The organism is Streptomyces sp. NPDC058872, from assembly GCF_042743065.1.
In the GTDB taxonomy this organism is placed as follows: Bacteria; Actinomycetota; Actinomycetes; order Streptomycetales; family Streptomycetaceae; genus Streptomyces.
Genome location: NZ_JBHYMK010000023.1, coordinates 55,258 through 81,875 on the forward strand (window position 1 = coordinate 55,258; position 26,618 = coordinate 81,875).

General features: G+C 72.4%; 23 protein-coding genes. 11 read left to right on the top strand and 12 right to left on the bottom strand.

The features are described from left to right. Window positions 1-229 precede the first annotated feature (229 nt). Window positions 230-1,036 carry an SGNH/GDSL hydrolase family protein gene (locus tag ACFW22_RS17105; RefSeq protein ID WP_386404547.1) on the top strand — a complete coding sequence of 269 codons (807 nt, stop codon included), beginning with the start codon at window positions 230-232 and terminating at the stop codon, window positions 1,034-1,036. On the opposite strand, the gene ACFW22_RS17110 is transcribed toward ACFW22_RS17105, so the two are convergent. Then, on the bottom strand, window positions 1,020-1,991 hold the full coding sequence (locus tag ACFW22_RS17110) for a hypothetical protein (protein ID WP_386404550.1): 972 nt from the start codon (window positions 1,989-1,991) through the stop codon (window positions 1,020-1,022). The two genes, ACFW22_RS17105 and ACFW22_RS17110, sit on opposite strands and share 17 nt — an antisense overlap. A gap of 323 nt (window positions 1,992-2,314) precedes the next feature. Between ACFW22_RS17110 and ACFW22_RS17115 the strand changes: the two genes are divergently transcribed. Next, the gene (locus ACFW22_RS17115; protein WP_386404553.1) at window positions 2,315-2,587 is read left to right on the top strand and encodes a hypothetical protein; all 273 of its coding nucleotides are present in this window, start codon (window positions 2,315-2,317) and stop codon (window positions 2,585-2,587) included. Window positions 2,588-2,753: 166 nt separating this feature from the next. Here ACFW22_RS17115 and ACFW22_RS17120 read toward each other — a convergent pair whose 3' ends face one another. From ACFW22_RS17120 to hmgA, 4 genes are all read right to left on the bottom strand, one after another. Beyond that, complete coding sequence (locus tag ACFW22_RS17120; protein WP_386404556.1) at window positions 2,754-3,950, bottom strand: CaiB/BaiF CoA transferase family protein; 1,197 nt, start codon at window positions 3,948-3,950, stop codon at window positions 2,754-2,756. Between the two features lie 135 nt (window positions 3,951-4,085). Beyond that, window positions 4,086-5,312 carry a type ISP restriction/modification enzyme gene (locus ACFW22_RS17125; RefSeq protein WP_386404559.1) on the bottom strand — a complete coding sequence of 409 codons (1,227 nt, stop codon included), beginning with the start codon at window positions 5,310-5,312 and terminating at the stop codon, window positions 4,086-4,088. A 14-nt stretch (window positions 5,313-5,326) separates the two neighbouring features. Then, window positions 5,327-6,076: a GntR family transcriptional regulator gene (locus tag ACFW22_RS17130; RefSeq protein ID WP_386404562.1), complete on the bottom strand. Its 750-nt coding sequence runs from the start codon at window positions 6,074-6,076 to the stop codon at window positions 5,327-5,329. Window positions 6,077-6,110: 34 nt separating this feature from the next. Next, window positions 6,111-7,433 carry a homogentisate 1,2-dioxygenase gene (hmgA, locus tag ACFW22_RS17135; protein ID WP_386404565.1) on the bottom strand — a complete coding sequence of 441 codons (1,323 nt, stop codon included), beginning with the start codon at window positions 7,431-7,433 and terminating at the stop codon, window positions 6,111-6,113. Window positions 7,434-7,643: 210 nt separating this feature from the next. Here hmgA and ACFW22_RS17140 point away from each other — a divergent pair, with 210 nt between their 5' ends. The 9 genes from ACFW22_RS17140 (at window position 7,644) to ACFW22_RS17180 (ending at window position 20,240) form a co-directional block, all read left to right on the top strand. Then, a complete protein-coding gene (locus tag ACFW22_RS17140) occupies window positions 7,644-9,695 on the top strand; it encodes a right-handed parallel beta-helix repeat-containing protein (protein ID WP_386404568.1) in 2,052 nt (683 codons plus the stop codon). A gap of 83 nt (window positions 9,696-9,778) precedes the next feature. Further along, on the top strand, window positions 9,779-10,615 hold the full coding sequence (locus tag ACFW22_RS17145; protein WP_386404571.1) for a hypothetical protein: 837 nt from the start codon (window positions 9,779-9,781) through the stop codon (window positions 10,613-10,615). A 71-nt stretch (window positions 10,616-10,686) separates the two neighbouring features. Beyond that, complete coding sequence (locus tag ACFW22_RS17150; protein ID WP_386404706.1) at window positions 10,687-11,928, top strand: hypothetical protein; 1,242 nt, start codon at window positions 10,687-10,689, stop codon at window positions 11,926-11,928. 178 nt (window positions 11,929-12,106) lie between these two features. Then, entirely contained in the window at window positions 12,107-12,754 is a 648-nt protein-coding gene (locus ACFW22_RS17155; protein WP_386404574.1) for a TetR/AcrR family transcriptional regulator, read from the top strand. 108 nt (window positions 12,755-12,862) lie between these two features. Beyond that, entirely contained in the window at window positions 12,863-15,106 is a 2,244-nt protein-coding gene (locus ACFW22_RS17160) for a molybdopterin oxidoreductase family protein (protein ID WP_386404577.1), read from the top strand. 624 nt (window positions 15,107-15,730) lie between these two features. Further along, complete coding sequence (locus tag ACFW22_RS17165; RefSeq protein ID WP_386404580.1) at window positions 15,731-16,381, top strand: hypothetical protein; 651 nt, start codon at window positions 15,731-15,733, stop codon at window positions 16,379-16,381. Then, window positions 16,368-17,114, top strand: coding sequence for a class F sortase (locus ACFW22_RS17170; protein WP_386404583.1), 747 nt, complete (start codon window positions 16,368-16,370; stop codon window positions 17,112-17,114). Before ACFW22_RS17165 ends, ACFW22_RS17170 begins: the two co-directional genes overlap by 14 nt. 626 nt (window positions 17,115-17,740) lie before the next feature. Continuing rightward, a complete protein-coding gene (locus ACFW22_RS17175) occupies window positions 17,741-19,132 on the top strand; it encodes an aldehyde dehydrogenase family protein (protein WP_386404586.1) in 1,392 nt (463 codons plus the stop codon). 25 nt (window positions 19,133-19,157) lie between these two features. Continuing rightward, the gene (locus ACFW22_RS17180) at window positions 19,158-20,240 is read left to right on the top strand and encodes a Zn-dependent alcohol dehydrogenase (RefSeq protein WP_386404709.1); all 1,083 of its coding nucleotides are present in this window, start codon (window positions 19,158-19,160) and stop codon (window positions 20,238-20,240) included. 60 nt (window positions 20,241-20,300) lie between these two features. On the opposite strand, the gene ACFW22_RS17185 is transcribed toward ACFW22_RS17180, so the two are convergent. From ACFW22_RS17185 to ACFW22_RS17215, 7 genes are all read right to left on the bottom strand, one after another. Then, window positions 20,301-21,317 carry a PDR/VanB family oxidoreductase gene (locus ACFW22_RS17185; protein WP_386404589.1) on the bottom strand — a complete coding sequence of 339 codons (1,017 nt, stop codon included), beginning with the start codon at window positions 21,315-21,317 and terminating at the stop codon, window positions 20,301-20,303. 99 nt (window positions 21,318-21,416) lie between these two features. Next, window positions 21,417-22,865, bottom strand: coding sequence for a purine-cytosine permease family protein (locus ACFW22_RS17190; RefSeq protein WP_386404592.1), 1,449 nt, complete (start codon window positions 22,863-22,865; stop codon window positions 21,417-21,419). Then, window positions 22,862-23,170 carry a Rieske (2Fe-2S) protein gene (locus tag ACFW22_RS17195; RefSeq protein WP_386404595.1) on the bottom strand — a complete coding sequence of 103 codons (309 nt, stop codon included), beginning with the start codon at window positions 23,168-23,170 and terminating at the stop codon, window positions 22,862-22,864. The genes ACFW22_RS17190 and ACFW22_RS17195 overlap by 4 nt, the downstream gene beginning before the upstream one ends. After that, window positions 23,167-24,036, bottom strand: a complete 870-nt coding sequence (locus ACFW22_RS17200; RefSeq protein WP_386404598.1) for an iron-containing redox enzyme family protein — start codon at window positions 24,034-24,036, stop codon at window positions 23,167-23,169. Before ACFW22_RS17200 ends, ACFW22_RS17195 begins: the two co-directional genes overlap by 4 nt. Further along, a complete protein-coding gene (locus tag ACFW22_RS17205) occupies window positions 24,033-24,845 on the bottom strand; it encodes a dihydrodipicolinate synthase family protein (RefSeq protein ID WP_386404601.1) in 813 nt (270 codons plus the stop codon). The genes ACFW22_RS17200 and ACFW22_RS17205 overlap by 4 nt, the downstream gene beginning before the upstream one ends. Window positions 24,846-24,896: 51 nt before the next feature. Continuing rightward, window positions 24,897-25,433, bottom strand: coding sequence for a DUF6190 family protein (locus ACFW22_RS17210; RefSeq protein WP_386404604.1), 537 nt, complete (start codon window positions 25,431-25,433; stop codon window positions 24,897-24,899). Further along, window positions 25,423-26,601 (bottom strand): aminotransferase class I/II-fold pyridoxal phosphate-dependent enzyme, encoded by a 1,179-nt coding sequence (locus ACFW22_RS17215; RefSeq protein ID WP_386404607.1) that lies wholly within the window; start codon window positions 26,599-26,601, stop codon window positions 25,423-25,425. The genes ACFW22_RS17210 and ACFW22_RS17215 overlap by 11 nt, the downstream gene beginning before the upstream one ends. Window positions 26,602-26,618: the final 17 nt, after the last annotated feature.

Below are 26,618 nucleotides of genomic sequence, written 5' to 3' on the forward strand. Positions count from 1 at the left end.
GGCGTGAGGGGGCGGGGAAGCGGTTCCCCGTTCCGTCGCTCGCACCCTTTGCGATCCTGTTCGCGCGGAGGAGGGCTCGGAGGCTCCGCTTCTTCAAGTGGCTGGAAAGTGACCTCCCCTGACGGAGGATCGAAGGGCTTCCACTCTCAATTTTGACATGAACACTTCCGGTTGGCGGGATCCGATGCTACTACCTGGTAGCGCAGAGGTCCTGCTACAGGGAGGTTCCATGAGACTGTCCCGATTCACCGCTTTCTCGTCCTCGTTGCTGCTCGGTGCCGTCCTCGCCCTCACCGGCGCGGGAGCAGCACAGGCCGCCGAGACGGCCGCACTCGACTACGTGGCGCTGGGGGACTCGTACTCCTCCGGTGTCGGCGCCGGGAGCTACGACAGCGCCAGCGGAAGCTGCAAGCGTTCGACGAAGGCGTACCCGGTCCTCTGGAAGAACGCGAACGCCCCCTCCTCGTTCGCCTTCACCGCTTGCTCGGGGGCCCGAACGGGTGATGTGACCGCCAATCAGCTCGGCCCCCTCTCCGCCGCCACTGACCTGGTCTCCCTCACGATCGGGGGAAATGACGCCGGTTTCGCCGACGTCATGACGACGTGTGTGCTGCAGTCCGAGTCCACCTGCATCAACCGCGTCAATCAAGCCAAGTCCTACGTGGACACCACGCTTCCCGGCAAGCTCGACTCCGTCTACAACGCCATTAGGAACAAGGCCCCCGCCGCCCATGTGGTGGTCCTCGGCTATCCCCGCTTCTACAAGCTGAGCGGCAGCTGCATCGCCGGTCTCAGCGAGAACGAGCGGAGCGCCATCAACGGCGCGGCCGACTACCTCAACGCCGCCATCGCCAAGCGCGCGGCCGACCACGGCTTCACCTTCGCCAGCGTCGTGCCGCCCTTCACCGGCCATGAGATCTGCTCCGGCTCCGCCTGGCTGCACAGCGTCAACTGGCTCAACATCGGAGAGTCGTACCACCCGACCGCCTCCGGGCAGTCCGGTGGCTACCTTCCCTCGTTCAACGGGGCGGCGTAGCGGACCCGCTGTTCGCGCCCGTGGTGCCGGGTGCGACCGGGGCGGTGCTCGTGACGCCGTCCGGCCCCGGCCCGGTACCCGACCCGTCGTCCCGTGTTGCCTGATAGACCAGCGCTCCCGCGATCAGCAGCGCCCCGACGACCCCGGCCACCAGGACGGGCCCCCGGCGGGGCGCGCCACGTGACGGCGCGACCCGTTGCGGCTGCTCCGGTGACGTACGGGAAGGGGCGGGGGCGCCTGCCTCCCCGGTCCGCTCGCCCCGGGGCGGGGCGGACGCTTCCGCCGACCCGCCGGAGGGCTTCGCCGTCCCGCCGGCGGCCAATCGGCTCAGCTCCTCCTCGATCTGTTCCGCCGTCACGGTGACCTCTCCGCCCACCAGTCCGTCGACCACCGGGCCCAGCGGCCCGGAATCCGCCTCCGTGGCCGCCGCCAGGATCTGTCCGAGCGAGCGCAGGTCCGCCACCGGGCCCGGATCGTCCTCCGGTGCGCTTCCGAACCCGGTGATGACGATCCGTCCGTCATTGGCGAGGAGGACGTGCTCGGGGTCCGCGCCCCGGTGGGGTGCGCCCGCCTCCCGGGCCGCCCGCAGGCCGGCGAGGACCTCGGCGCCGACCCGTGCGGCCTCGCGCACGGGGAGGGGGCCGTCCGCTTCGAGCGCTTCGGCCAGGCTGAGGCCGGGGACCAGTTCCGCGGCCACCCAGGGGAGACCGTCCGCGGAGACCACCCGGAGGATCCGTGCGACGGAGGGGTGCGAGATCCGGGCGGCGGCCCGGGCCCCCCGTTCCCGCCGCGCGCACCACGAGGCCGCTTCGTCGGCCGGCAGTCCGGCCGGGGGCCGGAACTCCTTGAGCGCGACCACCTGGCGGTCCGCTTCGTCCAGGGCGCGCCAGACGGTGCCGCTCGCCCCCTCGGCGAGGACGTCCAGGAGCCGGTAACGACCTGCGATCACCGTCATGTCATCACGGTAGCCGAGGAACCTCCGACGGGCTCGGGTCCTGCACCGGTCGCACATCGCGCAAGGTCGTGGGGATCTTGGTGGTGGAGATCACACGGGACTGCGGACCCGTAGGGGAGGGATCGGAGTGCAGGATGGTTCGTGATGGTTCGGCAGGTGTTCGAGTGCTGTCCAACTCGCCCTGGAATCAGATGTATTCAGACAGTCATCGTCAACCCCCGTACGAGTGCGATGAACCCCGCCGGCGGGATACACGGGTGTCACGACGGGGCGATAGGGTTAACCTGCCCGGGTCGGGTGCCCTTGTACGGGTGGGGAGTGACATGGAACAGATAACGATGCGCGGCAGGCCGCGAGTGCCTGCCATCACCTGCGGGAGCAGTGCGACCAGTTCGCGGCTCGACCGCCATCTCGCGGTGCTCGGCGGACCCGCCGTGCCCCAGCGCGAGGCGGCCGAAGCGACCCTGCTCATGCGGGAACTGACGACGCGTACGCACGAGGCACCGGTGCACGGCCAGCGCAGCCGCAGCGCGCGGGTCTCCCTCTTCGCACCGCTCCGCCGCCTGCGCCGCTCGCTCTTCGGCACGCGTCACTAACCCGGGCCGCCCGGCCGCTCCACGGCCCCGACCACGCCCCCGCCGGACGCGTCCCCGCCCGTCCGGCGATCCGTCGTACCCCGAAGCCCAGCCGCTGAGGGTTCGGAAGCCCAGCGGTCCAGGCACTCGGAACCTCCGTGCCCCGTGCCTGGACCCCGACGGCCCGTCAGGCGATCACTCCCGCGCCCCTCAGTTCCTTCACCTCCGACTCCGGCAGCCCGAGCTCCCCGAGCACGTCGTCCGTGTCCTGACCGAGGGCCGGGATCCGCCCCATCCTGGGCTCCGGCGCGTCCGGGAACACGATCGGCGGCAGCAGCGCGCGCAACGGACCCACCGGCGATTCCACCGGGCGCCAGCGGTCGCGGGCCGTCAATTGCGGATGCTCCGCGAGCTCGGCCACCGAGTTGAGCCGGGCGCATGCGATGCCCGCCGCGTCCAGGGCGGCCAGTGCCTCGGCCGCGGTCAGCGGGGCCAGCGCCGCCGCGACCGCCGCGTCCGTCGCGGCGCGCCCGGCCACCCGTGCCGCGTTGGTCGCGAAGTCCGGATCCTCGGCCAGTTCGGGCCGGCCGAGCACCCGCTCGGCGAGCCGCCGCCACTCCCGGTCGTTCTGCACGGACAGCAGGACCAGACTGCCGTCCGCCGTCGGATAGGCGTCGTAGGGGGCGATCACCGCGTGGGCGAGTCCCGTGCGCGCCGGGGCCGTACCCCCGTGCATCCCGTGGTGGAGCGGGTGCCCCATCCACTCGGCGAGCGAGTCGAGCAGGGAGACCTCCACCGGACCTCCCCGGCCGGTCGTTCCGCGCCGGACGAGGGCGGCGAGGACGCCCGAGAAGGCGTACATCCCGGCCGCGATGTCGGCGGCCGGGATCCCCGATTTGACGGGCCGGTCCGGCGTGCCGGTCACCGACACCAGGCCGGCCTCGCACTGCACGAGCATGTCGTAGGCCCGCTTGTGCGCGTACGGTCCTTCCGCTCCGTAGCCCGAGACGTCCACCGCGACCAGCCGCGGGTGCGTCGCGCACAGGGTGGCGGCGTCGAGGCCCAGACGGGCCGCCGCGCCCTGTGCCAGGTTCTGCACGAAGACGTCGGCGCCGGCCACCATCCGCTGGGCGAGCGCCAGCCCCCGTGGGTCCTTGAGGTCGATCGCCACCGATTCCTTGCCTCGGTTGCACCAGACGAAATGGGAGGCCAGGCCCCGGGCCGCGCTGTCGTACTCCCGGGCGAAGTCGCCGCCGTCGGGGCGCTCGATCTTGATGACGCGGGCGCCGAGGTCGGCGAGCTGCCGGGTGGCGAAAGGGGCGGCGACGGCCTGCTCGACGGCGACGACCGTCATTCCGGAGAGGGGGAGTGGCTGAGTGCTCATGACCGTCCTGCCTACCGTGCCGAACCGGGCGCTGTCACCAGGGGACGCGTCACTGCGGCCGGCCGCCCGCCGGACCGGCCCCGGAGAGGGCGGCGCACCACGGCGGGGCGAACGGTGCACCACGGCGCGGCGGGGTCAGAGGAGTGCGAACTGCCCTCCCGGGCCCTCTTCCCGATGGTCCAACACGGACGCGGGGCGGCGGGCGCGGGGCGGCGGCGGCAGCACCCCGGCGGCCCGGAGCTCCGCCCGCCCGAGGCCACCCTCCGCGAAAGCGGCCCGTTCCGGTTCCCGCGCCCCGAGCAGTGCGAGCGCCGTGATCAGGTCCAGCAGCTCCGAGGTCCACTCCCGGGGCCAGGCGGCCGGTCCGATCGCCTCCAGGGAGCCGGGTTCCGCCGGAGCCGTTCGGCGTGCGAACCACTGCTCCAACACCCGCACCCCACCGACCCGGTACTCCCAGGCCTCCTCCGGCACGGGGGAGATCCGCCCGCCGTCGAGGTCCAGGAACTCCCCCTCCGAGGCGTACGCCAGCGTCGTCGGCCGGTCCGGCACCGCCGCTCGCACATAGGGGCGTCGCCCACCCGGTAGCCGGGGCTTCGCCCCGCTCAGGGCGCCGCGCAGCTGCACGTCGGCAAGGCTTCGGCCGAGGGCCACGCCCGCCGCCCACACCTCCGGGTCCCTGGGCAGCGGGACGCGGCAGCCGGCGGCGGAGGGCAGCGCCGCGGCCACCGTCCACGCCAGCCACTCATGGGCACCGACCTCGCGCCGGTACCGAGCCCCGAGGAGGTCGAGCAGACCGGGGGCGACATTGGGCTCCCGGCCCCCGGGACGGCGGAACAGCGGTCGGATGCGGCCCGGGCGGCCCGCCGGTGAACGGCCCTCCGGCAGCGCCGCCGTCACCAGGAGCGGAGGGCCGCCCGCCCCCGGCAGGTAACCCTGCTCGACGACGAAGACCTGTGGTTCCCCCGTCACCCGCCACAGCTCCGGCCGGGCGGTGTCGATGAGTCGGTGGTCCGGCAGCAACCACTGCTCCTCGAACGGCCCGGAGACCACCCGCACCGGGTCCGGGCACGGCCCCGACTCGCCCGCCAAGCGCGCGGTCCCGGTCCGCTGCCCGGGCAGCGCACCCACCGTGCTCCCCGGTGTCCGCGCCCGACTCGACCGGAAGAGGGCCTCCCGCTCCGTCCCCTCGGCGGCCATCAGCCGGTCCCAGCGGGTCCGCAGCGTGCGGGGGTCGGGAGCGACGATCCACGACCGCCCGAACCGCAGCGGTGCCACGGACCACGGCATCAGCTCGTCGAGGAGGGGTGCCTCGTCGACCGCTCCGGGGATGTCCGTTCCAGGGGCTTCCGTCACGCCCCGCATGCTAACGACCGCCGTCAGTGCGCTTCCACCGTGACCGTGAAGGAGAAGCGGTCGCCGCGGTAGCGGATGCGGGCCACGTCGACGACCCGGCCGTCCTCGTCGTACGTGACGCCGGTGTAGTGGAGGATCGGGGAGAGCAGCGGCACCTGGAGCAGTCCCGCCGTCTCCGGGTCCGCGAGACGGGCCTCGACCGTGTCCGTGATGCGGCTGATCCGCACCCCCACCACGTCCCGCAGCACCTTCGTCATCGGCCAGCGCTCCAGGTCGGCCGGGTCGATCGCGGCGGCGAGCTCGGGCCGCACCGCGTTCTCCGCCCAGTTCGTCGGCTCGCCGCTCTCCCCGTCGCTGCGCAGCCGTCGGTACGCCACGACCTCCGACACGTCCGGGAAGTGCTCCGCGAGCTCCCCGGGCACCGGCTCGGTGCCGTGTCCGAGGACCGTCGTCCGTTCGCCCGACTGCTGGGCCACGATCGCGTCGATCGAGCCCAGCAGCCGGCGCGGGGCGGACCGCCGGGCACCCGGCTCGATGAACGTGCCCCGCCGCCGGTGCCGGCTGATCAGCCCCTCCTCCTCCAACTCCTTGAGGGCCTGCCGCATCGTCAGCACGCTCACGCCGTAGTGGGCGGCGAGCTGCTCCTCGGTGGGCAGCCGCAGCGAGGCGTCGGGCGTGCGGCCCAGTATCGAGGCGCGCAGCGACTGCGAGACCTGGTACCAGAGCGGCAGCTTGCGGTTCAGGACCAGCGAGTCGGGGGCGAAGGCGGTCACGGCGTTCTCCGTACGACGGCGTTACGTCCGGGCTCTACGACCGGAAGTGGCGCTCAAGACCCTGCCACACGTCGTCGTACCCCTTCTGCAGGTGGTCGGCGTTCGCCGCCTGCGGGGTCGCCGTCACCGGCCAGCGGGTCTCGAACATGAAGGCCAGGCCGTCGTCGATCTTCTGCGGCTTCAGCTCGGCGGCGCTGGCCTTGTCGAAGGTCTCCCGGTCCGGGCCGTGCGCGGACATCATGTTGTGCAGCGAGCCCCCGCCCGGCACGAAGCCGCCCTTGCCCGCGGTCTTGGCGTCGTAGGCGCCCTCGATCAGGCCCATGTACTCGCTCATGACGTTCCGGTGGAAGTACGGCGGGCGGAAGGTGTCCTCGCCGACCAGCCAGCGCGGTGCGAAGACCACGAAGTCGACGCCCGCGAGGCCGGGGGTGTCGGACGGCGAGGTCAGCACGGTGAAGATCGACGGGTCGGGGTGGTCGTAGGAGATCGTGCCGATGACGTTGAAGCGCCGCAGGTCGTAGACGTACGGAGTGTGGTTTCCGTGCCAGGCGACGACGTCCAGGGGCGAGTGGTCATACGTCGCCGACCAGAGGTTGCCGCAGTACTTGTTGATCACCTCGACCGGACCCTCGACGTCCTCGTAGGCGGCGACGGGCGCGCGGAAGTCGCGGGCGTTGGCGAGCCCGTTCGCACCGATCGGGCCGAGGTCCGGGAGCTGGAACGGGGCGCCGTAGTTCTCGCAGACGTAGCCGCGGGCGGTCGCGTCGAGCAGTTCCACGCGGAAGCGGACCCCGCGCGGGATCAGGGCCACCTCGCCCGGGTGGGCGGCGAGCAGGCCCAGCTCGGTGCGGAGGAGGAGCCCGCCGCGCTCCGGAACGATCAGCAGCTCGCCGTCCGAGTCGCCGAAGACCCGGTCCATGGAGGTGTTGGCGTGGTACAGGTGCACGGCCATGCCGGCGCGCTGGGTCGCGTCGCCGTTGCCGCCGAGGGTCCACAGACCGGCCAGCCAGTCGGTGCCGGGAGCCGGCTCGGGCAGGGGGTCCCAGCGCAGTCGGTTGGGATCGGGCACGGTCTCGGTGAAGGGCGAGCCGATCAGGGCGCCGTTGTCGATCCGGGTGAACGGCGGGTGCGCGGCCGAGGGCCGGATCCGGTAGAGCCAGGAGCGGCGGTTGTGGGACCGCGGCTCGGTGAAGGCGCTGCCGCTGAGCTGTTCGGCATAGAGGCCGAGGGGTGCGCGCTGCGGCGAGTTGCGCCCGTCCGGCAGCGCGCCGGGCACGGCCTCCGAGCCGTGCTCGTTGCCGAAACCGGTGCTGTAGGTGAGCGCCTCGGCCGTCTTTCTGGCCTGCTCCGTGGTCATCGCCCGCTCCTGTCCTGAGGCCACAAGGGAATCCTATGGATGACCGTAGGATTCCCTTGTGCCTCTCGTCAACGGGGACGCCCGGCGTGATCGGCATCGAACGGAGGAAAAGCGGGGCTCGGGGCTCGGCCCTCGGGGTGACGGGTGCGGGGCGGATTGCAGGGTGCACGACGGGGTCAAAAAGATGAACACTGCTCTACTCTCACGCGCATGTCGTGGACCCGAAGGTTCGTCTCCGTGCTCTCGGTCGTGCTGGTGGCCCTTGCCGCAGCCCTGTTCACCGCTCCTCCCGGCCAGGCCCACGAGGAGCGCCCCGTCACCCTCCCCGACGGATCCGGCACCGTGCCCGCACTCCGCACGGGCGAACCCGACCTGCTCGTCTGCAAAACCGACCGGGCCGATTTCGAGCAGCGGATCTCCGGCTTCCCCGGCCCCCTCAAGGCCCGCAACCTCAGCCTCTTCGACCGCTGTGTCCGCGACGGCCACCGTCACCTCCAACAGGCCGTCGACGCGGTCGACCGGCCCGGCCTCACCATCGCGATCCTCCCCGGCCTCTACGAGGAGGAGCCCTCGCTGCCCCCGCCCACCGGAGCCTGCGCAAGCCTCGACGCCCCGCAGTCCGCCCTCGGTTACCAGATCCTCAGCTATGCCCAACAGCGACAGTGCCCGCACAACCAGAACCTGGTCGCGATCCTGGGAAAGAAGAACCTCCAGGTCGAAGGCACCGGCGCCTCCCGACTCGACGTCGTCATCGACGCCAAGTACCAGAAGCTCAACGCCATCCGCGCCGACGGCTCCGACGGCATCTACTTCCGGAACTTCACCGCCCAGCGCACCACCTTCAACTCGCTCTACGTCCTCGCCGCCGACGGGTTCGTCATCGACGACGTCCTCACCCGCTGGAACGACGAATACGGCTTCCTGACCTTCGCCTCGGACCACGGTCTCTACAAGGACTGCGAGTCCTACGGGAACGGCGACTCCGGCATCTACCCCGGCTCCGCCTCGAACATCAACGACGGCCGCGGCTACGACGTCCCCCGCTACTCCATCGAGATCACCGGCTGCCGCAGCCACCACAACATGGTCGGCTACTCCGGCACCGCAGGGGACTCCGTCTGGGTCCACGACAACGAGTTCGACCACAACATGGGCGGCGCCTCCATGGACTCCGCCTTTCCCGGGCACCCGGGACTGCCGCAGAACCACGCCCGTTTCGAGCGCAACCTGATCCACCACAACAACCAGGACTACTACCCGTACGTCGCCGACGGCACGTGCGCCAAGCCGCCCGTCGACCGCGGATACGAAAAGGGCGTCGTCTGTCCCCAGATCTCCATGCCGCCCGGCACCGGCATCATCACCGCGGGCGGCAACTGGAACCTCTACGAGGGCAACTGGATCTACGGGCACCAACGCGCCGCCTTCTTCCTGAGCGCCGTCCCCGCCTTCATCCGCGGCGAGTCCGCCTGGGACAAGCAGACCGACACCTCCCACCACAACCGCTACGCCGGCAACCACCTCGGCGTCGACAAGGACGGCACGGCACGGCCCAACCGCACCGACGTCTGGTGGGACGGCCAGGGCAGCGGCAACTGCTGGCAAGTCGACGTCGACGCGTCCACCCCCGGCGCCCTGCCCAGCTGTGGAGCCCGCCGGGGCGAGGTGTCAGGCGCCACCGGCCGGATCGTCGGCGAGCCCGTCAAGCTGGCCCAGCTCCTGGTCTGCGCCGACTACAGCGTCCAGGCGCGCCGTCTCCCGGCCGGCTGTGACTGGTACGGCGCCCGCGGACTGCAGCGCGTCGAGACCCAACTCGCCCTCGGCAGCGCCCTGGTCCTCGCACTCGTCGGCGCCGCACTCCGGCGGCGGCGCCTGCGCGGCAACCGACTCGCGGGCGCAGCCCTCCTCATCGGACTGGTGGGCCTGGCCCTCGACGTGGCAGGTTCGACCCTCGCGCTCACCGCGACCTTCCTCCCCGCGCTCGCCCTGCTCCTCATGGGCGCCTGGTGGACCCTGACCGGTCACGCCTTGCGCCCCACCCGCCCCGCCCTGGCCTGGACCACCGTGGCCCTCGGCGTCCTCACCCTGCTCGACGCCTTCGACAAGGCGGTCCTCATGATCCCGGGCATCCCCCTGAGCCCCGCCTGGCTCCGCCTCCTCCTCGGTCTCGTCTGGCTCCTATGGGCGGTGATCGCGGCCGGCGCCCGCACCTCCGCCCCGGTCGCTCCCGCGGCCGACCGCCAGGAAGCGGTGACGACGTGACGCCCCGACACGCCGATCCCCACCCGGCCACCGCTCCGTCAGCAAGCTCCGGTCGGCCCGGGGGTGCCGCATCCCGACGGGCCGTGTCCGAGCGGCGTGCCGCACCCGGGCGGGCCGGCGCGTCCCTGGTCGCCGCCGCGCTGCTCCTGGTGGGCTGCGGAGGACGGGCCACCACCCACCACAAGCCCGGCACCAGCCACCAGGAGGCCACCGGAAGCAGCGGCGTCCTGCTCCCGACCCGGGACGAGGCCGGCCATCGCCTCAGGGAGCTCCCGGCGGCGGTCGCCCCCACCGTCCGGGCCGATGCCCGTCCCGACCCCGAAGGCGGTTGGAACGTCCACCTCACCGTGGAGAGGTTCCGCTTCACCCCGGAGAGCACCGGCGCCGCGGCCCTCCCGGGCCGGGGCCACGCCCGTCTCCTCGTCGACGGCCGCGAGACCGGTCGCCTCTACGGCCCCTGGGGGTACGTGCCACCGGGGGCCCACACCCTGACCGTCCGGCTCCACGCCGACGACCACACCGTCTGGGCGGTCGCGGGGGAGGCCGTCCAGAGCACGGTCTCCCTCGACGGCCTTCCGTCTTCCGCCCCCACCGGAAGGTCAGCCCCCACCGGAACGCCCGCCCCCTCCGTGTCGCCGACCCCCCGGCCCGCCGAGTCCGATCGCACCCTCACCCTCACCGTCACCGGAACGACCGTCCAACCACCTCCTTCCCGCATCGAACTGAAGAAGGGGGAGCGCCTCACCCTCCGCGTGACCAGCGACCGTGCCGACACCCTCCATGTGCACGGCTATGACCGCGAGCTGCCGCTCGCTCCCGGCATGCCGGCGTCGCTCACCCTCACCGCGGACCGCACCGGCCTCTTCGAGGTCGAGACCCACGAGTCCGGACTCCTGCTCACCCAACTCGCCGTCCGGTGAGCGCTGCCTCGGCCGCCCAAGCCGGTGTCCATCCCCAGACCGGAACGCTCGGCACCCCACTCGCCCATGGCATCGGCTCCCCACACGACCTCCCCCTCCCGCCGTTCTACGCCTATGCGGGAGCCTTCGCCGCGCTCCTCGTCTCCTTCCTCGCCCTCGGCCTGCTCTGGTCCTCCTCCCGGTTCCGCGGCGACCTCGCCGGCCGTCCGCTTCCCGCCGCCCTGCAGGGGGCGGCCGATGCGCCGGCCACCCGCACCGCCCTCCGCCTACTCGGTGCCGCCACCGCCCTCCTCTTCCTCCTCCACCTCCTCCTCGGCCCCGACGACCCGGACCGCAATCCGGCGCCCGGCGCCCTCTACGTCCTCCTCTGGGTCGGGCTCGTCCCCGCCTCCCTCCTCTTCGGCCCCGTCTGGCGCCTCCTCAACCCGCTGCGCGCCCTCCACGCCCTCCGTCCACCCCCGAACCCGCGCCCCCTGCCGGCCGCGGTCGGCATCCGTCCCGCCGCCGCCGGGCTCTTCCTCTTCACCTGGCTGGAGCTCGTCGCCCCCGACAGCGCCTCCACCACAACCCTGTTGGTCGCCCTCGCCGTTCACGCCTGCTGCCAGCTCCTGGGGGCCGCCCGCTACGGCGACCGGTGGTTCGCCCACGGCGACCCCTTCGAGGTCTACTCCTCCCTCCTGGCCCGGCTCTCGCCCCTCGGTCGCCGCGCCGACGGCCGGCTGGTCCTCCGGTCCCCCTTCGACGGCCTCGACTCCACGCCACGGGTCCCCGGTCTCGTCGCCACCGCCTGTGTCCTCCTCGGCTCCACCGCCTACGACGGGATCTCCGACAACCCCCGGTGGATCACCGTCCTCCAAACCTCCCCCCTCGGTCCCGTCCCCGTCGCCACGCTCGGCCTCCTCGCGGCGGTCGCCCTCGTCGCCGTGTGCTACGGCCTCTGTGCCGGTGCCCTGCGCCTGATGAACCCCGCCCTCACCACTCCACTGACCTCCTTCGCCCATGCGCTCCTGCCCATCGCCCTCGGCTATCTCGTTGCCCACTACTTCTCGCTCTTCGTGCTCGAAGCGCCACGTACCGTCATGTTGGCAGGGGGGGCTGACAGCGCGCCCCCACCCGCTCCACCACTGGGTCCCGGAGGCCTGGCCACCCTCCAGGTCGGCGCGATCGTCACCGGTCACGTCCTCGGTGTCGTCGCCGCACACGACCGGTCCGTGCGGCTCTTCCCGCCGGCCCGGGCCGTCGCCGGTCAACTCCCGCTGTTCGCGCTGATGATCGCGTACACCCTCGGTGGCATCGGCCTGTTGATCGCCTGATCGCCTGATCGCCTGATCGCCTGATCGCCTGATCGCGGCGCGTTGCCCCGTCCCCGGCCGATCGCGCATCCGATCGGGCGGCGTCCCGCCCTCGGGGCCGGAGCCGGACCGGTGGCCGCCCGGCCCCGCACGAGGCCAACCGATCGCCCCGGCCGGGCCGGGGCGGCATCATGGACCCGTGCCCCAGACTCGTGCTCGAACGCCGCAGCTCCTCCGCCGTGCCCCCGTGCAACGGCGCAGCGCCGAGCGGCTGACCCGGATCCTCGACGCCTGTGCCGTGCTCCTCGACGAGTCCGGGTACGAGTCGTTGAGCACCCGCGCCGTCGCGGCCCGCGCGGGCGTTCCCATCGGTTCCGTCTACCGCTTCTTCGGCAACAAGCGGGCGATGGTGGCGGCCCTCGCCCACCGGAACCTCGACCGCTACGCGGAGCGCGTTTCGAGCCGCCTCTCCGTGGCCCCGCTCCTCGACGCGCGCGGTGCCATCGACGGCGTCCTCGACGAGTTCATCGAGATGAAGCGGACCGTCCCGGGCTTCGTGCTCGTCGACTTCGGCCTGCCCGCCGCCGCGACCGGGACGGACGAGGAGGCCGACGGCCTCGCCGGCGAGGACCCCAACCTGCTCGTCGCCGAACGGATCTGTGCCCTCCTCGCCGCCCATCTGGACCGCCCCGCCGACGCGGACCTGCAGCGCAAGGTCCTGGTCGGCGTGGAGGCCGCGGACGCCCTGGTCCGGCTCGCCTTCCGCGCGGACCCCTCCGGGGACCCGTCCCTCGTCGCCGAAACGCGCTGCCTGCTCCACGCCTATCTGGCCCCCTCGCTCTCCTAGGACGCGCTTCGAAGGACCTTCCCGGTCTGCGAGGTTCCCGCACGCCCCTCCCGCCCGTGCCTACCGGTCGGTATGCTCGGCGTCACCCGACGCCTCCAGGGAGACGCCATGTCCAGCGCCCTGCGCATCTGCCCCCTTTGCGAAGCAACCTGCGGACTTGCCCTGACGCTCGACGGCACCCGCATCACCGGGGCGCGCGGCGACCGGGAAGACGTCTTCAGCCAAGGCTTCATCTGCCCCAAGGGTGCCGCCTTCCCCGAGATCGACGCCGACCCCGATCGGCTGCGCACCCCCATGGTCCGCAAGGACGGCAGGCTCCAGGAGGTCACCTGGGGCGAGGCCTTCGACACCATCGCCGCCCGCATCCGACCGCTGGTCGAGGATTGCGGGCCGGATTCCGTGGGCATCGTCCTGGGCAACCCCAATGTCCACACGATCGCCGGCGCCCTCTATCCACCCCTGCTGATCGGTGCACTGGGCACGCGGAACCTCTTCACCGCTTCCACGCTCGACCAGATGCCCAAGCACGTCTCCAGCGGGCTGCTCTTCGGGGATCCCCTGGCCGTCCCCGTGCCGGACCTGGACCGCACCGACCACCTGCTGATCCTCGGGGCCAACCCACTGGACTCCAACGGCAGCCTGTGCACCGCCCCCGACTTCCCCGGCAAGCTCAAGGCGCTGCGGCGGCGCGGTGGGACCCTCACCGTCGTGGACCCCCGGCGCACCCGTACCGCCCGCCTCGCCGACCGGCACGTCGCCGTCCGCCCCGGCACCGACGCCCTGCTGCTCGCCGCACTCGTCCACACCCTCTTCGACGAGGAGCTGGTCGACCTCGGCCCCCTCGCCGCCCACGTGCACGGCGTGGAAGAAGTCCGTCGCGCCGTGCACGAGTTCAGCCCCGAGGCGGTCGCCCCCGTCTGCGACCTGGACGCGGAGACCGTTCGCGCCATCGCCCGGGAGCTCGCCGCCGCGCCCACTGCCGCGGTGTACGGGCGGATGGGCAGCTCCACCGTGGCGTACGGCACCCTCGGCAACTGGCTCGTCGACGTCCTCAACGTCCTCACCGGCAATCTCGACCGGCCGGGCGGAGCGCTCTTCCCGCTCTCCGCCACCGCACCCGCCCCACGTCCCGCCGGTCCCGGCAGGGGCTTCGTCCTCGGCCGTCGTCACAGCAGGGTCTCGCACCATCCCGAGGTCAAGGGAGAGTTGCCGCTCGTCGCCCTCGCCGAGGAGATCGAGACGCCGGGGGAGGGGCGCATCCGTGCACTGATCACCATTGCGGCCAACCCCGTCCTCTCCGCACCCGACGGAGACCGACTCGACGCGGCGCTCGGTTCCCTGGACCTGATGGTCGCCGTCGACCCGTACCTCAACGAGACCACCCGGCACGCCGACGTCCTGCTGCCCCCGCCCCCGCCCTCCCAGAGCGCCCACTTCGACTTCGCCTTCAACGGCTTCGCCGTCCGTGATCAGGTCCGCTACACCCCCGCGGTCGTCGCCCTCGAAGCGGGGCGCATGGACGAGTGCGAAATCCACGCCCGGCTGATCCTCGCGGTGTCCAACGGGGACAGTCCCGGAGCGAGTCGCCCCGGGACCCCGGGAGAAACGGGCGCTCCGCCCTCCGTCGTCGACGACCTCGCCATCGACCTCACGCTCGCCAAGGCCGTCACGCAGCAGCACTCGCCGGCGTACGGGGCGGACCCCAAGGAGTTCGCGGCCCGGCTCACCGGGGGCACGGGGGCCGAGCGGCGGCTCGACCTGATGCTGCGACTCGGCCCGTACGGTCTGACCCTCGACGAGTTGAAGGCGCATCCGCACGGCATCGACCTCGGCCCGCTGAAGCCCCGTCTGCCGGAGCTGCTGAAGACCCGGAGCGGACGGATCGAACTGTTCCCCGGCCCGCTCGCCGCCGATCTGCCCCGGCTGCGTGCCGCCCTGGACGCCACACCCGACCCCGGAGTCCTCCAGCTCGTCGGCCGCAGACACCTGCGCTCGAACAACAGTTGGCTGCACAACACACCTGCTCTGGCAGGAGGTTCGAACCGCTGCACGCTTCAGGTCCACCCCCGGGACGCCGAACGGCTCCGGCTGGTCGACGGCGCCCCGGCCCGGGTGAAGGGGGAGGGGGGCGAGCTGGAAGTGCCGGTGGAGGTCACCGATGACGTGCGCCCGGGTGTGGTGAGCCTTCCGCACGGTTGGGGGCACGACCGGCCGGGCACCCGGCTCGCCGTGGCCTCCGCCCGTCCCGGCGTCAACGTCAACCAGTTGCTCGACGGGTCCCGCATCGATCCCCTCTCCGGCACCGCCGTCCTGAACGGCTTCCCCGTCGAGGTGGCGCCCCTCCAGGACTGACCGGCCCTCCCTCCGATAGGCCCCTCCCGCGGGGCGCCGTAGTGGGCGGGAGCCGCCCGTGTTCCGCGCGTTGCCCCCTTCGCGGCGGCGGAAGCAGGGGGCTGGTGTCCGTTCCGGCCGTCGCTCGGCAGCGGTCCGTCGAAGGCCGTGGCACCCCTGGATGCGGGCCGGTCCCGCTCCGGCGCTCCCACCGGAACACATGATTCTGCTGCCGGGCGCCGTCGATGTCTGCGGAGCCCGGTGCGACCGGTGGGCACCGCTCCCGGGGGGCGAACCGGCATTGCGGCCCGACCGGTTCCCGTACCGGGCGGGCCCGTCGGCGCGCCATCGTGCACCTGCTCGCCGGCCCGGTGAGGGCGGGCCGGGGGCGGTGCGGGCGCACGGCGGTGCGGGTGGGCCGGTCCCCTGCCGTACGGGTGGCGGAGGATTTCCTCACGCGGCGGTCCGCTCCGGCCCCGGGCGGTCTGCCCTCGGCTCCGGCCCCGGGCGGTGCGGGGAATGGGCCGGACGGGCGAAGTCGGAGGGTGGTGCGGCCGGGTCGACACGGGAGACGGTCGATTCGTCACGGATAGTCCGATTATCGCACTAATCATGTGCCGTGCTCACGACTGGAGGACCCTCCCCATGACGAATGCCCCCACCCGCACCCTGCTCCGTGCGGTGCTCGCCACCCTGGCGCTCGGCGGTGTGGCCGTCGCCGGCGCCCCGACCGCGTTCGCCGCACCCGGTGACAACGGCGACGTCAAGGTCCACCGGTCGACCACGAGCGACAGCAGTCAGGTCAACGAACCCCACGTCGGATGCCCGTTCCGCCTCGCGGCCTTCAACTTCGACGGCCTCCAGAGCCTCCACTACGAGATCTTCCCGCAGCCCGGCCAGCCGGGTAATCAGGACGATCCGGTGACGGACGGAGACATCGTCGTCAACGCCGACGGTGATGGACACACCGGCAACATCAACCTGCCCACGGGCATGTACAAGCTCGAGTGGACCTGGCAGGGCCAGAACGGTGCGGCGAAGCAGAAGGTCTTCCGCGTCACCTGCGTCAACGGCAACGACAATGGTGGTCCCGGGGGCGGTCCCGGGGGTGGCCCCGGCGGCCCCGGGCGGCCCCCGCACGGCCCGGTCGGTGCAGGCGGCGGCGGAAGCGCGCAGATCGCTGCCGAGGACTCCTCCGCCTTCGGCATCGGCGCGGCCGTCGCCGCCGGTCTCGCCGGCACGGCCGGAATCGTCCTGATCCGTCGCTCGCGCCGCCGCAACGATGGCGCCGCGTAGGTCCCGCTTCACGCGCAGGCAACGGCGCTTGCTCCGGCTCGCCAGGACGGTGGTCCTCACCACCGTCCTGGTGGTCGGGGGGTTCTGGTGGATCGGTGGCGAGGAGCCGGCCGGCCCGAGACCCACTGCCGGACCGGTTGCCGCCGATCGGGTCGGTGTGACGCCAACCGGACCGTCCGCCGGTCCGGACCAGAAGGCGAAGCCCAGGGCATCGCCCAAGGCCACGCGTGCACCCCGATCCACGTCGCCGTCCGCGCCGGCCCCGCTCGCCCGGTCGCGCCCCCTCGTCGTCGCCGTTCCGGCCATCACCATCGAGTCCCCGGTGATCGAGCTCGGCCTCGACGACGAAGGTCGGCTGGGGACCCCTCCCGCCGACGACCCGAGGGTCGTCGGCTGGTACGCCAAGGGGCCCACCCCCGGCGAACGCGGGACCGCCGTCGTCGTGGGTCACCGCGACACCCGGACCGGCCCCGCCGTCTTCCTCAACCTCGACTCGCTCAGTGCCGGAAACACGGTCCGGGTCGCCCGTGCCGACGGCAAGGTCGCCGTCTTCACGGTCGACCGCGTCCAGACGTACGCCAAGAGCGACTTTCCCGACAAGGAGGTGTACGGGTCGACCGGGCGGCCCGAGTTGAGACTGCTCACGTGCGGTGGGGCGTTCGACCGGGGCAAGGGCTACGAGGCGAACGTCGTCGTCTTCGCCCACCTCACCGAGGTCGCCCAGAAGGTCTGAGGATCGGGCCAGGGGCGGGTCGGGGGCAGGGCCGGTGTGCCGGGCCGACCGCTGACGGGCCGGCCACGGGGCGTGCGTCCCCGGGCCGGAGACGGTCGGTCAGGAGCCCCGGGGCGCCGGGAGCCCCCGTCCGGTCGCACGCGAGCCCGGAACAACCGAATGCGCGCCCCGGTCGACGGAATCCAGCCGCTCCGTCGACCGGGGCGCACGTCGTGCCCGCTCCGCACCCGAGCCGGTGGGGCGGACCGGGGGCCAGGGGGCGTTTCGACCACCGGTGCGCCGCCCCGGTCCGTGCCGCCGACCGGAGGGTCGGAGCGCGACCCCGTTCCTCCCGAAAGGCATCGAGGGCCCGACGGGGCAAGGGGGCACCTGCCAGTTCCCGGGGCGCACTCCTGTCCGGGTGCGAGGTGGACGGCGCGCGGGTCCGACCGGCACGATCGAGCGACGCGGTGGATCGCTGCCGGGTGAGACCGGGGGCACTCCGGCAGGCCCTGGCGCCACAAAACTAACGACGCTAGTTTGGGCGCGACGGCGGATCGGACGGGACCGCGGACCCCACCGTGGACCGCACGGAACCGCCGGTGAACCGGTCGCCCCCCCCGGCAGGCAACGTGAGGAGACAGCGGATGAAGGCCCACGACGCGATGTACATCGGCGGGGAATGGCGCCCCGCCTCCTCCACCGACCGCATTCCCGTGGTCAATCCGGCGGACGAGCAGGTCATCGACCATGTTCCGGCGGGCACCGTGGAGGACGTCGATGCCGCCGTCCGGGCCGCCCGCACCGCCCTGCCCGGCTGGGCCGCCACCCCGCCCGCCGAGCGCGCGGCCCGGATCTCCGCCCTCCGCGACGCGCTCGCCGCCCGCAAGGAGGAGATCGCCGCCACCGTCACCGCCGAACTCGGAGCCCCGCCGAAGCTCGCCGCCGCGGTCCACGCAGGGTTGCCGATCGCCGTGGTCGGCTCGTACGCCGAACTCGCCGCCACCCACCCCTTCGAGGAGGAGGTCGGCAACTCCACCGTCTACGCCGAGCCCGTCGGCGTCGTTGCCGCGATCACCCCGTGGAACTACCCGCTCCACCAGATCGTCGCCAAGGTCGCCCCGGCCCTCGCCGCCGGCTGCACCACCGTCCTCAAGCCCGCCGAGGACACCCCGCTCACCGCTCAGCTCTTCGCCGAGGCCGTCCACGAGGCGGGCCTGCCCGCCGGAGTCTTCAACCTCGTCACCGGCCTCGGGCCGATCGCGGGACAGGCCCTCGCCGAACACCCGGACGTGGACCTCGTCTCCTTCACCGGTTCCACCGCCGTCGGTCGCCGCATCGGGGCGCTCGCGGGCGGCGCCGTCAAGCGCGTCGCCCTCGAACTCGGCGGCAAGTCCGCCAATGTGGTCCTGCCGAGCGCCGACCTCCCCAAGGCCGTCGCCGTCGGCATCGCCAACGTCATGTCCAACTCCGGTCAGACGTGCAGCGCCTGGACCCGGATGCTGATCCCCGCCGACCGGTACGAGGAGGCGGTGGCGCTCGCCGTCGAGGCCGTTGCCGCGTACGTGCCCGGGGAGCGCATCGGCCCCCTGGTCAGCGCCGGGCAACGGCAGCGCGTCCGCGGTTACATCGAGAAGGGGATCGAGGAGGGCGCCCGGCTCGCTGCCGGCGGCCCCGAAGCCCCGCGCGAAACCGGCTTCTACGTCTCCCCGACCGTCTTCGCCGACGTCACCCCCGACATGACCATCGCCCAGGAGGAGATCTTCGGCCCCGTCGTCTCGCTCCTCCGGTACGAGGACGAGGAGGAGGCCCTCGCCATCGCCAACGGCACCGTCTACGGTCTCGGCGGCGCCGTCTGGGGGGAGCAGGCCGAGGCCGTCGCCTTCGCCCGGCGCATGGACACCGGCCAGGTCGACATCAACGGTGGCCGTTTCAACCCGCTGGCCCCCTTCGGCGGCTACAAGCAGTCCGGCGTCGGCCGGGAGCTCGGCGCGCACGGTCTCGCCGAGTACCTCCAGACCAAGTCCCTGCAGTTCTGAGCCCCGAGGAGCACCGCACGTGAGCGTGATCCGCGCCGCCGTCCTGCCCGCCGTCGGTTCTCCCCTGGAGATCACCGACATCGAGCTGCCCGAGCCCGGTCCCGGCCAGGTCCGGGTCCGGCTCGCAGCCGCCGGGGTCTGCCACTCCGACCTGTCCCTCTCCAACGGCACCATGCGCGTGCCGGTTCCGGCCGTCCTCGGCCACGAGGGCGCGGGCACCGTGGTCTCCGTCGGCGAGGGCGTCACCCACGTCGCCCCGGGCGACGGCGTCGTCCTCAACTGGGCGCCGTCCTGCGGCGACTGCCACCCCTGCTCGCTCGGCGAGGTCTGGCTCTGCGCGAACGCGCTGACCGGCGCCGCGAACGTCCACGCCCGCACCGGGGACGGCACCGAACTCCACCCCGGCCTCAACGTCGCGGCCTTCGCCGAGGAGACGGTCGTGGCCGCGAACTGCGTCCTGCCCGTTCCCGACGGGGTACCGCTCGCCGACGCCGCCCTGCTCGGTTGCGCCGTCCTCACCGGCTGGGGCGCGGTCCACCACGCGGCACGGGTCCGCGCCGGCGAGACCGTCGCCGTCTTCGGCGTCGGGGGCGTGGGCCTCGCCACCCTCCAGGCCGCCCGGATCGCGGGAGCGTCCACCGTCGTGGCGGTGGACGTCTCCCCGGAGAAGGAGGCCCTGGCCCGGGGCGCGGGCGCGACGGAGTACGTCGTGGCCTCCGGGACCACGGCCAAGGAGATCCGGAAGCTGACCGGCGGCCAGGGCGTGGACGTGGCCGTCGAGTGCGTCGGTCGGGCCGTCACCATCCGGACCGCCTGGGAATCCACCCGACGCGGCGGTCGAACCACCGTCGTCGGCATCGGCGGCAAGGAGCAGCAGGTCACCTTCAACGCCCTGGAGCTCTTCCACTGGGGCCGCACCCTGGCCGGCTGCGTCTACGGCAACTCGAACCCGGCCGAAGACCTGCCGGTCCTCGCCGAGCACATCAGGGCCGGACGGCTCGACCTCGGCGCCCTCGTCACCGAGCGCATCACCCTGGACGGCATCCCGGGCGCCTTCGACAACATGCTCGCGGGCAAGGGCGGTCGCGCCCTGGTCGTCTTCCCCTGAAGCCCCGCACCGCGCGGAAGTCCGCACCGGCCCACTCGCCGGCACGGGCTTCCGCGCGCCTCACAGGTCCAGGACGAGACGGGCCCCGCACGAGCGGCCCACACAGATCATCATCGTCGTCCCCGAAGCCCTCTCGTCCTCGCCGAGGACGGAGTCGTGGTGCTCGGGCGTTCCGGCGAGCACCTTCGTCTCGCACGTGCCGCACCAGCCCTCCTCGCAGGAGTACGCGACGCCCGGCACCGCTTCGCGCACGGCGTCGAGCAGGGTCCGGCCCGGCGCGACGCGCACGGTCCGTCCGCTCCGACGCAGCTCCACCTCGAAACCCCCGGAGCCTTCGACCCCTCCGGAGCCTTCGACCCCTCCGGAGCCTTCGGGAGCCTCGAAGCCTTCGGGACCTCCCGAGCCGTCGGAAGCGGAACCGGCGGTCTCCTCGGGTCGGGGCGCCGGCGCCGCGCCGAACCGCTCCGTGTGCAGCGGCCCCGACCAGCGGTCCCGCACCGCCCTCAGCAGCCCTTCCGGGCCGCAGCAGTACACGGCCGTCCCGGTGGGCAGTCCGGAGAGGGCGGCGTCCAGGTCGGGCAGCCCCGCCGTGTCCTGCGGGACGAGCGTGGCCCCGGAGAGCGCGGAGAGCTCCTCGCGGTACGCCATGGCCGCGAGGCTCCGGCCCCCGTACAGCAGGGACCACGATCCCGGCGGCAGCGCCCGCACCATCGGCAGCAGCGGGGTGATGCCGATGCCTCCCGCGACGAACAGGTACCGATCGGCGGGGACCAGCGGAAAGCGGTTGAAGGGACCCCGCGCGCCGAGGACCGTGCCCTCGCCGACGCGGGTGTGGACCTCCTCCGAACCGCCGCGGCCCGCCCGCTCCCGCAGCACCCCCAGCCGGTAGGTGCTCCGGTCAGCGGGGTCCCCGCAGAGCGAGTAGTGCCGGACCGCCCCCGACGGCAGCGCCACCTCCAGGTGCGCCCCGGGTTCCCAGGGGGGCAGGTCACCCCCCGCCGGATCGGCGAGGAGCAGCCCCCGGACGCCGTCCGCCTCCTCGACGACCGACCGGACCACGAGTCGGAACATGGACATGAACGGGTCACCTCGGAATTCTCGATCGGTCAGCCGGACGTCGAACCGCGGGACGGCCGGCCTTCGGAGCAGTGGCCTCCGGGACGAAGGCCTGCGGACTCAACGCTTTCGCGGGGGCGGGAGCAGCGGCTCCGGCCACACCCGGCACAGCCCTCCGTACAGCACCGACGCCACCAGGAAGGAAGCCGGCAGGCTAAGGTCCACCCCGCCGGTCAGCCCGGTCAACGGCCCGGTGTACAGCGGGTTGTTCACCCACAGCACGCCGACCGTCGAGCCGGCCGCGAAGGCCATCGCCGCGCGGGGGTTGACGCCGCCCGCGTACCAGTAGCGGCCGCCGCCGCCCGTGGTGAACGAGCGCAGCGCCTCCGCGTCGTACCTGCCCCGGTGCAGCACGTAGCCGACCGAGAGCACCGCCGCCCACGGGGCGACGACCGTGAGCAGCAGGGTGACGAACGCCGACATCGCGTCCATCGCGTCGTACACCACCGCCCCGAGGTAGAGCACCGCCGCCGCGAGCAGTGCGACCACCGTGGTCACGGCGGCCCGGGAGGAGCGCCAGAACACCGAGTTGGCGGAGAGCCCGGCCGCGTACAGGCACAGCCCGGCCTGGGGCAGGGTGCCCGCGAAGCCGAAGAGCACCACGGCCGCGGCGAACCAGCCGGGCACGGCATCCGTCAGGCCCTGCAGCCACGGCTCGTCGGGCACGGGGAAGAGCGTCGTCACGTACGCCCCGGTGAGCAGTGCGGCGAGGCTGCTGAGGAACATCGAGGTCCCGCTCGCCCGCACCACCCGGCGGGTCGGTGTGGTGGCCGGCATGAAGCGGGTGTAGTCGCCCTGGAAGGTGGCGTACGACAGCGGCACCGTCGCGGACGCGGTCGCCGCGAGCAACCAGGTGTGCAGGGCGCTGTCCAAGGCCAGGGTCCCGCCGGCGTACCCCGGGTCGAAGCGGGGAGCGAGCACGAGCACCGTGCCGAGCAGGACCGCGCCGCCGGTGAGCGCCGTGATGCGGTACGTGCGCACGAGCGCCTCGTGGCCGCGCACGGCGACCAGTGCGACCGCCGCCGCCGTCACGAACATCGCGACGGTCAGGGCACCCGGCCCGGTGGGAGTGGAGAGCAGTCGGTGTCCCGCGACCATGACGGCGGTGCCGCCCGTCCACACCGCGATCGCGAAGAAGCCGAGCGCCGTGACCACCGTGATGGTGTTGCCGACCACCCTGCCCCGCACCCCGAAGTGCGCCCCGCTCGCCACCGGGTCGTTCGTGCCGGTGCGGATGCCGAACCGGGCGAGCGGGGCGAGCAGTGCCGTCCCGATGGCGACGCCCACCGCGATGGCACTGGCCGACGCCCACCATCCCAGGCCGAAGACCACGGGCAGTGCGCCCAGGACCACGGTGCCGAAGGAGAACTGTGCGGAGGGCCAGATCCAGCCGAAATCGGCGGGCGTCGAGGTGCGTTCGGCATCGGGCACCGGCGCGACGCCGTCGTGGTCGACCGCCGCACGGGGCGGCGTCACGGTGGACGCCGCCCCGGTCGGTGTGGTGGTCATGAGGCGCCTCCGGTGCGTTCGGGCAGGTCCTGGCCGGGCAGCACGTCGACCACCCGGAGGGCGGCGCAGGCCGCCCCCGAGAGCCGCTCGCCGCTCGTGAGGTCGAAGGTCGTGTGGTGCAGGGGACACGTGATCCGCAACCTGTCCCCGTCGACCCTGCCGTACTTGAGCCGGCCCCCGCGGTGCGGGCAGACGGCAGCGGCGAGGACCTTGCGACCGCCGACCTCGACCAGGACCAGGTCTTCGGTCACCTGGCGGACGGCGGGTTCCGCGGCGTCCCGCCGCCCGGCGGGCCCGGCCGTCATGCGACGGTCTCCCGGGCCCGCGCGATCGCCGTCTCCGTCGCCTCGCCGACGATGTCGGAGGCCAACCGCACGCCCGCCCAGATCTTCGCCAGGTCCGGCTCGTCCAGGGCGCGGATCGCCGTGCGCATGTGGCTGCTGTGGTACGAGTCGATGTACAGGTGCTCGGTGTAGTAGGCGTCGTGGACGATGCCGAGCCGCCGCGCCGCGCGGGCGAAGCTCTGGAAGGCGTACAGGACGCTGGTCTCGAAGTAGGCGTACGCCCCCAGGAAGTACTGGGGCGAGGGCGCCCGGCTCGCCAACCAGTGGAACATGTTGACGTACGCGTAGCACTCCGGCGACGTCTCGTCGAGGTAGTCGTCGAGGCGGAGGCTCATGCCCAGCTCGGTGAGCAGGTCGCGGTAGAGCTGGGAGTGCGCCTTCTCCTCGTTGCCACAGCCGAGTTCGTCGATCAGGACCCGGAAGACGGCCATCGCCGAGCGGTACGGCAGCCGGGGAACCACCGGGAGCAGCGACTCGGACTCGGTGAGCCCGTCGAGTGCGAACTCCCTCACGACGACCTTGAACTGTTCGAGCGTCGCCTGCTCGGCGAGGAAGGTCGCGCTCTCCGGCAGTGCGGCCTCTTCCTCGTCGAGGAACTCCTTGAGCGCCCGGAGCAGTTCGCCGGTCGAACCGAACCGGGGCGCGGAGGCCTCGTAGGCCCGGGCCTTCGGCAGGATCCACCGCTCCTCGATCGCGGCCATCGACCCGTAGTCGCCGAGGTTCGGCACGCGTCTGTAGAACGCGTGGAGTTCGCGCTGGGCGGTCGCGACCGGGGCCGCGACCGAGTGGACGGCCACCGGGGCGGACGAGGCGGGAGTGGTGCTCATTCCGCCGTCGCCTCCTCGTGCGTGGTGGGGGAGCCGATGATGCCGCGGTGGTGCAGCTCCTTCTTCACCCACCGGTACCAGTCGTCGCGGAAGATGCCGTACCGCTCGCAGACGGCATTGACCTCGGCCTGCCGGTCGGGGGTGGGGTCGACCAGCATCGCGTTGCACAGGCCGGGTTCGACGTTGGCCAGCGGACCGATGAAGCCCTGGATGCCACGGGCGTCGACGAGCAGGTTCTCCCAGCCCTCGAAGACGGGGATGCCGGTGTCCGCCTCGGCCATCCGGCGGGTGAAGGCGGCGTCGCCGCTCGACTCCTTGATGCCGGCGATCCCGGGGATCTCCCGGCAGATCCGGATCAGGGTCTCGAACTCGATGCGATTGCCCGACAGCGCCTCCTCGTTGTAGAGGAAGATCGGCACGTCGACGGCCGCGCGGATCGACCGGTAGTGCTCGAAGATCTGCTCCTGCGTCACGTCGGTGCCGAACGGAGTGGTGATGACGATGGCGTCGACGCCGATCTCGGCGGCCGTGCGCGCCCGTTCGATCACCGAGGCGGTGTCGGGCAGTTGGATCCCGGCGAGCACCGGGAGTCCCTCGGCGTGCTTGACGGTGTACGTGACCACGTCCTGCCACTGCCGGGCGTCGAGCTTCCAACCCTCGCCGGAGGACAGGGCCGGCATGAGGCCCGTCACCTCGGTCCGGATGTGGTCCAGGAGGCGGACGACGCTCTGCTCGTCGACGGTGCCGTGCTCGTCGAGGGGAGTGATCAACGGGACGATCGTCCCGGAGTAGGAGTAGCTGTCAGGCATGAGTGGGGTGCCCTTCGGATGTCTTCTCGCGCCGTCGGGGACGGCGTGGTCTCAGAGGTTCTCGGAGGCGACCGTCAGTACCAGCGAGCGCTGGTAGAGGTCTTCCAGGTAGGCCGGGAACGAGGCCTCGGCGCCGGCGGCGACCGGGACGACGGGCAGGCCGGCCGTCCGGATGAGCCGGGGGCTCGCCGTGTGCAGGGTGCCGCGACGGGCGATCACCTGGGAGAGCATCAGACGCTCGTGGACGGGCAGTCCGTCCAGGCCGGGCGTGGTGAAGGCCAGGCGGACGTCTTCCTCGTCGTAGGCGATCCGGTCGATGGCGAGATCGGTGTGGAGGACGTCCATGAACGGGTAGTACTCGTCCTGCACACCGCGTTCGTAACCCCACACGAGGTCGTCGCAGCGGCCGACCTGTTCCCAGTTCATGACGACCCGGCCGGCCTCTCCGGCGGCCAGTCGGCCGGCGAAGAAGGCCTTGGCGGCGGACCGGACGGTCTCGTCCCCGCTGTGCATGCCCATGAAGAGCGTGGCGTCGACGAACACCTCGCCGCCGGGGGCGGCCGTCTCGGGGGCGGGGTCAGGCCGCATAGCGCTCGAGCACCTTCCGCATCCGCTCCATCGCACCGGCGAACACCTCGGGCTCGCGGGCCAGGGCCAGGCGGACGAAGCGCTCGCCCTTCTCCTTGCTGTTCCAGTAGAAGAAGGTGCCCGGCAGGACGTACACCTCCTCGTCGAAGAGGACGGCCTGCAGCTGGGTGGCGGTCAGGTGCTCGGGCTTGATCCGGAACCAGGCGACGCTGGTGCCGACGACCGGCTCCTGGAACTCCAGGATGCTGCCGCTGAGGGCGGCGCGGGCGGCCTCGCCGTTGGTCGTGATGACGTCGCGGACCGAGGCGAAGCCGTCGGAGATGGAGTCCTCGACGTACTGCGTGACCATGTTGAGGACGAACGGCGAGACGTTCAGGAGGACGCTGGTGTGGAGGTTGTAGACCTCCTCCTGGATGTCCCGGCTGGCGGTGATCATGGCGCACTTGGCGTCCTGGATCGGCCAGGTCTTGCCGGTGTCCTCCATGACCATGTAGGTGACGCCCGACTCCTCGAGGAGCCGGTAGATGTCGACCCGTCCGATGCCCTCGTCGCACAGGGCGAAGGAGGCGAAGCAGAAGTCCATCACCAGCACCTTGCCGTGGTCCACGCAGTAGCGGACGACCTCGCGGAAACCCTCCAGCTTCTCGGCGAGCAGGGTGAAGCCGGTCGGGTTGTTGGGGTCGACCAGGTAGAGGGCGTCCGCGTCGACCTGCTCGACCAGCCGCTCGTAGATGGCGTCCTTCTCGTGCAGCGCCGACTCCGCGAGCGGGGAGATCGGCACCTGCATGTTGCGCAGCAGGTCCACCAGGTTGTCGAAGCAGGGCTCCACCAACTGCACCGACATGCCGCGCTGCTTGAGCAACATGCCGGCGACCATGGTGGAGACGCTGGCGGAGTACGACAGCAGGGTCCGGTCCATCGCCCGGGCGGTGGGCTGCCGGTGCAGCCGGAAGAAGGCGTCGATGAACTGGCGCTCGAAGTGGGCCTGCTGCTTCGACTCGGATTCGTGCCAGAGTTCGGGGAGCCGCGAGACGATCCGTTCCTGAGAGGCGGACTGGCGCTGGTGCGTGTGGGCGTCGGCCAGGTTGAACCGGGTCTTCAGGGCCTCGATCTCGTGCTGGGTGAGGTCGACGAAAGTGCTGACGTCTGCCTTGTCGGTCAACGACATGAAGAACTCCCGCTGTC

Excerpts from the sequence above, each read along its gene's own strand:
- ACFW22_RS17170 (WP_386404583.1), top strand. The coding sequence starts at position 16,368 with ATGGCGCCGCGTAGGTCCCGCTTCACGCGCAGGCAACGGCGCTTGCTC.
- ACFW22_RS17165 (WP_386404580.1), top strand. The coding sequence starts at position 15,731 with ATGACGAATGCCCCCACCCGCACCCTGCTCCGTGCGGTGCTCGCCACC.
- ACFW22_RS17190 (WP_386404592.1), bottom strand. The coding sequence starts at position 22,865 with ATGACCACCACACCGACCGGGGCGGCGTCCACCGTGACGCCGCCCCGT.
- ACFW22_RS17125 (WP_386404559.1), bottom strand. The coding sequence starts at position 5,312 with ATGCGGGGCGTGACGGAAGCCCCTGGAACGGACATCCCCGGAGCGGTC.
- ACFW22_RS17215 (WP_386404607.1), bottom strand. The coding sequence starts at position 26,601 with ATGTCGTTGACCGACAAGGCAGACGTCAGCACTTTCGTCGACCTCACC.
- ACFW22_RS17210 (WP_386404604.1), bottom strand. The coding sequence starts at position 25,433 with ATGCGGCCTGACCCCGCCCCCGAGACGGCCGCCCCCGGCGGCGAGGTG.
- ACFW22_RS17160 (WP_386404577.1), top strand. The coding sequence starts at position 12,863 with ATGTCCAGCGCCCTGCGCATCTGCCCCCTTTGCGAAGCAACCTGCGGA.
- ACFW22_RS17205 (WP_386404601.1), bottom strand. The coding sequence starts at position 24,845 with ATGCCTGACAGCTACTCCTACTCCGGGACGATCGTCCCGTTGATCACT.
- hmgA (WP_386404565.1), bottom strand. The coding sequence starts at position 7,433 with ATGACCACGGAGCAGGCCAGAAAGACGGCCGAGGCGCTCACCTACAGC.
- ACFW22_RS17120 (WP_386404556.1), bottom strand. The coding sequence starts at position 3,950 with ATGAGCACTCAGCCACTCCCCCTCTCCGGAATGACGGTCGTCGCCGTC.
- ACFW22_RS17195 (WP_386404595.1), bottom strand. The coding sequence starts at position 23,170 with ATGACGGCCGGGCCCGCCGGGCGGCGGGACGCCGCGGAACCCGCCGTC.
- ACFW22_RS17175 (WP_386404586.1), top strand. The coding sequence starts at position 17,741 with ATGAAGGCCCACGACGCGATGTACATCGGCGGGGAATGGCGCCCCGCC.
- ACFW22_RS17105 (WP_386404547.1), top strand. The coding sequence starts at position 230 with ATGAGACTGTCCCGATTCACCGCTTTCTCGTCCTCGTTGCTGCTCGGT.
- ACFW22_RS17200 (WP_386404598.1), bottom strand. The coding sequence starts at position 24,036 with ATGAGCACCACTCCCGCCTCGTCCGCCCCGGTGGCCGTCCACTCGGTC.
- ACFW22_RS17140 (WP_386404568.1), top strand. The coding sequence starts at position 7,644 with ATGTCGTGGACCCGAAGGTTCGTCTCCGTGCTCTCGGTCGTGCTGGTG.
- ACFW22_RS17110 (WP_386404550.1), bottom strand. The coding sequence starts at position 1,991 with ATGACGGTGATCGCAGGTCGTTACCGGCTCCTGGACGTCCTCGCCGAG.
- ACFW22_RS17185 (WP_386404589.1), bottom strand. The coding sequence starts at position 21,317 with ATGTCCATGTTCCGACTCGTGGTCCGGTCGGTCGTCGAGGAGGCGGAC.
- ACFW22_RS17115 (WP_386404553.1), top strand. The coding sequence starts at position 2,315 with ATGGAACAGATAACGATGCGCGGCAGGCCGCGAGTGCCTGCCATCACC.